The organism is Mycobacterium sp. E2462, from assembly GCF_001672685.1.
In the GTDB taxonomy this organism is placed as follows: domain Bacteria; phylum Actinomycetota; class Actinomycetes; order Mycobacteriales; family Mycobacteriaceae; genus Mycobacterium.
Genome location: NZ_LZKC01000133.1, coordinates 1 through 4,691, shown reverse-complemented (window position 1 = coordinate 4,691; position 4,691 = coordinate 1). Strand labels below are relative to the sequence as shown.

The 4,691-nt window shown below is 68.3% G+C and carries 5 protein-coding genes; 3 read left to right on the top strand and 2 right to left on the bottom strand.

Translation table 11 applies throughout. The features are described 5' to 3' along the window. The first annotated feature begins 183 nt into the window (after positions 1 to 183). Positions 184 to 843: a L,D-transpeptidase gene (locus A5714_RS06265; protein WP_068070214.1), complete on the top strand. Its 660-nt coding sequence runs from the start codon at positions 184 to 186 to the stop codon at positions 841 to 843. A gap of 7 nt (positions 844 to 850) precedes the next feature. Here A5714_RS06265 and A5714_RS06260 read toward each other — a convergent pair whose 3' ends face one another. After that, complete coding sequence (locus A5714_RS06260) at positions 851 to 1,351, bottom strand: nuclear transport factor 2 family protein (RefSeq protein ID WP_068283856.1); 501 nt, start codon at positions 1,349 to 1,351, stop codon at positions 851 to 853. Then, positions 1,338 to 1,982 carry a TetR/AcrR family transcriptional regulator gene (locus tag A5714_RS06255; RefSeq protein WP_068283850.1) on the bottom strand — a complete coding sequence of 215 codons (645 nt, stop codon included), beginning with the start codon at positions 1,980 to 1,982 and terminating at the stop codon, positions 1,338 to 1,340. Before A5714_RS06255 ends, A5714_RS06260 begins: the two co-directional genes overlap by 14 nt. A 38-nt stretch (positions 1,983 to 2,020) precedes the next feature. Here A5714_RS06255 and A5714_RS06250 point away from each other — a divergent pair, with 38 nt between their 5' ends. After that, on the top strand, positions 2,021 to 3,247 hold the full coding sequence (locus A5714_RS06250; RefSeq protein WP_068283847.1) for a hypothetical protein: 1,227 nt from the start codon (positions 2,021 to 2,023) through the stop codon (positions 3,245 to 3,247). Between the two features lie 157 nt (positions 3,248 to 3,404). Further along, a partial coding sequence (locus A5714_RS06245) for an Hsp70 family protein (protein WP_156747192.1) occupies positions 3,405 to 4,691 on the top strand: 1,287 nt, incomplete at its 3' end.

The window sequence follows — 4,691 nt, the reverse complement described above, 5'->3', positions numbered from 1 at the left end:
AGGCGATCCTCGAGTGCGCTGAGCTGCTGGTCGTCGCGCTGGAGACGCCCGCGACGCGGGACGTGTTCGGCAGGCGGGCCGGGAAACGGCTGTGCCGACGGGCATTTGGTCACGACGCGGTGACCCAACCGGGTCTGAAGCTTTACTTGACCCCAAGCTCATGCCGGTTCGACGATGGAGTCTATGCGTCGACTGCTGGGCTCACTGTGCACCGCGGCGTGCGTTGTCCTCGTTTCGCTGGGGTTGGCACCCAGTAGCGCCGCGGCCGGCGCGCCGTGGTTCGCCAACGCGGTTGGCAATGCCACGCAGGTGGTTTCGGTCGTCAGCACCGGTGGCTCGAACGCCACCATGGAGATCTTCCAACGCTCGGGCGCGGGCTGGCAGTCGTTGCGCAGCGGCATTCCGACGCACGTCGGCTCGGCGGGCATGGCCCCGCAGGCCAAGAGCAACGTGCCGGCCACCCCGATGGGGGTGTACAGCCTCGACTCGGCCTTCGGTACGGCGGCGAATCCCGGGACCGGGCTGCCCTACACCCAGGTGGTGGGGCCGAACTACTGGTGGAGCGGCGACGACCACAGCCCCACCTTCAACTCGATGCAGATGTGCCAGAAGGCGCAGTGCCCGTTCAACACCGCCGACAGCGAGAACCTGCAGATCCCGCAGTACAAGCACGCTGTCGTGATGGGGGTCAACAAGAACAAGACCCCGGGTGGGGGCGCCGCGTTCTTCTTTCACACCACCGACGGCAAGCCCACCGAGGGCTGTGTGGCCGTCGACGACGCCCAGCTGGTGTCGATCATGAAGTGGCTGCGCCCCGGCGCGGTCATCGCGATCACCAAGTGACCCGCCGTCAGTCCAGGGCGTGCCCGGGTGTCAGCTTGAAGTCCAACCCCGCCAACGACATCGTCGCCTCGTAGGTGCGGTCGTATCCGGTGGCGCTGATCTTCCAGCCGTCCTCGGTGCGTCGATACGTGTCGCGGTAGAAGGCCGCACCGATGAGCATGAAGTTGAAGTCGGCGACGATCACCCGGTCCTGCAGATACCAGGCGCCGGTGGCCTCGTCGCCGGTGACGGTGATCTCCGGGTGGGTGACCCGGTGCTCGGTGATGACCGCCGGCCCAAGCGATTTGCGCATGTAGTTGACCAGGTCGACGCGGTTGGTGAAGTGGTGTTCCTCGCCCACCGACGAGCCGTAGTCGCCCTGCACGTCGTCGGTCAGCGTGTCGGCGAACTCGTCCCAGCGCTTGGTGTCCAACGCGCGCAGGTAGCGGTATTTGACTTGCTTGACGGCTTCGATATCGGCGAAATCGGCGGCCGGGTCACGGGGGCTCATCTGGTCATTGCAGCACATCGGGGTTGGCGCCGCGCGGGCCGGGCGAGCGTTGCAGGTGCCCGGTGACCATCTCGATCAACGCGCGCCGCTCCCGCTGCCAGTCCACCGGCGCACCGACGATCATCTGCACCAGCACGACGCCCCGCAACGCCGCCCAAATCACCTCGGCCACACCGTCATTCGCGGGGTCCTCGGTGATCAGCCGGCCGAGTTGGGCGACGGCCGCGTTCATCTCGAGCAGGTGGCGCCGCGAGGCCGCGCTCGGGGTGCTGCGGTTCGCTCGCAGGATCTCGAACGCCGCGAGCGACGTCGGGCTGCTGTAGCACGACCACGCGGTGTCGATGACGACCTCGATCCGCTCGGGCAACGGCAGCTCGCTGACGACTGCCGCGGACAGGCTTTCGATCAGCTTGGCCACGCCGTCGTCGACGACGGCCATCAGTAGGCCGTTGCGATCACCGAAGTGGTACTGGATCACCCCCCACGTCACGCCCGCCCGTTCGGCCACGTGCTTGGCGGTGGCCGCGGAGAAGCCCTCCTCGGTGATGCAGCGGACCGTCTCGTCGATGATCCGCGCGCGGGTGTCGTCCCCGCGCTTGCGGGGCGCGCTGGTGCGTCGGGTGGGCGGCGTACGGGTGACACTGGACATTGTTGACTTTATAACATAGTCGGGTCTATTTTTGGGCCGTGGCCCTCTCCCGTTACGCGCGGTTGACGCGTGCGCAGCTCGCCGTCCTGGTCCCCGAACTGCTACTCATCGGCCAGATGATCGATCGTTCCGGAATGGCCTGGTGCATCAGCGCTTTCGGCCGCGACGAGATGGTGCAGATCGCCATCGAGGAGTGGGCGGGCGCCAGCCCCCTCTACACCCGACGCATGCAGCGCGCGCTGCGCTACGAAGGCGTCGACGTGCCGACCATCTTCAAGGGATTGCAGCTCGACATCGGCGCCCCACCGCAATTCATGGATTTCCGCTACACCGTGCACGACCGCTGGCACGGTGAATTCCACCTCGACCACTGCGGCGCGCTGCTCGACGTGGAGCCGATGGGCCCCGACTACGTCTTCGGCATGTGCCACACCATCGAGGACCCGACGTTCGACGCCACCGCGGTGGCGACCAACGCGCGCGCGCAGGTCCGCCCGATCCACCGGCCGCCACGGCAACCGGCCGACCGCCACCCGCACTGCGCGTGGACGGTGATCATCGACGAGTCCTACCCCGAGGCCCAGAGCATTCCGGCGCTCGACATCGTCAGCCGTACCCGCGCCGCCAACTGGCAACTCGACGACATCGACACCTCCGACGAAGGGCGTTGCGACTACTCGGGGCCGCTGCTGAGCGACTTCGACTTCGACGCGTACTCGCATTCGGCGCTGGTGCGCATCGCCGACGAGGTCTGCTTGCAGATGCATCTGCTGTACCTGTCGTTCGCCATCGCGGTGCGCCAGCGCGCGACGGACGAGGCGCAGGCGACCTCCATCTGCACCCGCGGCCTCGTCGGTGTGGCCGGGCTGGCCGCCGAGCGGATCCGGCGTGCGCTGGACCTGCCGGGCGGCCTCGACGGCGTGCGGCAGGTCCTGGAGCTGCACCCGCTGCTCAACCCTGCCGGCTACGTCGTCGCCCACGTGGCCGACAACCGGCTGATGGTCGAGCCGTCACCGGCACACGACGACGGCGCCTGGATCGCCGTGTGCTCACCGGCCTCGGTGCAGCCGCTGCAGGCGATCGCGACCGGGGTCGACCCGCGTGTGGAGGTCCGTGTCGGCGGCACCGACACGGATTGGACCGCCGAATTCGTCGAAAGCGACGCCGCCGCCGGGGAATTGCCAGAAGTGGCGGTCACCAAGGTAAGTGGCGGGTCGACGTTCCAATTCGAACCGAGACGTTCTTTGCCGCTCACCGTCGTCTGAGCCGAATCCACGTTCTGTCAAGGGGTTTGCGGTACCACTTCGGTGACGCAACCGCATCGACCATATACCGATGATGTTGCAACCCATCGGCTTTGGGCGTGTCCACGGCTATCGTTAGCGCTGGCCACCGACCCCTATAGACGAAAGTATTCGCTCTATGTACGACCCACTAGGGTTGTCGATCGGGACCACGAACCTGGTCGCTGCGCGTGATGGAAGCCCACCGGTTACCCGCCGGTCGGTGCTTACCCTTTATCCGCACTGTGCTCCGAAAGTTGGTGCACTCGAGGATACTTCGTACCTCGCCGAATCCGGCGTGCTGATGCGCAATTTCGTCGAGCGCATCGGTGACTCGGTCGCGTTGGTATCGGCGGACGGGTCGGCACACGAGCCCGAGTTGCTCACCGTCGAGGCGCTGGACGCGATGGTGGTGGCCGCCGGGGCGGACGCGGCCAGCTCGGAGATCGCGATCGCGGTGCCCGCGTACTGGAAACCCAGCACGGTGCAGGCGCTGCGCGACGGTCTGCGCACCCACTTGGGATTCGTTCGAAGCGGCATGGCGCCGCGCTTGATGTCGGACGCCATCGCGTCGCTGACCGCGGTGAAGGCCGACCTCGGCCTGCCCGCCGAGGGTGTCGTGGCGCTGATGGACTTCGGGGGCGGCGGCACGTCCGCCACGCTGGTCAACGTCGCCGGTGACTTCGAATTAGTCAGCGCCACAATGCGTTACGGGGCGTTCTCAGGAGACGAGATCGACCAGGAACTACTGCTGCGGATGTTCGAGGAGCGCGGTCGGGGCAGTGGCCTGGACCCGGCCAGCACGGCCGCCGTCGGCCAGCTCACCGAGCTCCGGGAGCAGTGCCGGGCGGCCAAGGAGCGGCTGTCGGACGAGGTCGTCACCGAGATCACCGCCGAGCTCGGCGGGCGCACGTGCAGCCTGACGCTGCGCCGAGACGACCTCGAAGACATGATCTCGGACCGGCTGACCGGTTTCATCTACGCCTTCGACGACATGCTGGTGCGTAACCGCCGGAACTGGTCGGACCTGGCCGCGGTGGTCATGGTGGGCGGCGGCGCGCGGATACCACTGATCACCGAACGACTTTCGATACACGGCCGCACCGAGCTGCTCACCCCGGCGGAGCCCGCCGCGGCCGCGGCCTGCGGAGCGCTGGCCCTGGCGGCCCGCGGGGGAGAGCTCAGCCTGCGGACGCGCACGTCGATCGGGTTGCTCGCGGCGGCCAACGCCGCCGGCGACGTGGTGGACCTGGGCGCGGGCACCAGCACCTGGGGCGGCGCGCTCGGCGCCGCGGCGGGCAGCTGCGACGCCGGGCTCGCCGCGGTGACGCTCGGCCGGTGCGGCGCCGGGATGGCCGGACGGTCCGACGACAGCGACACCAGCGCCGCCGCGGCGGCGCCGCCGCCACCCCCGCCCGCACGCCGC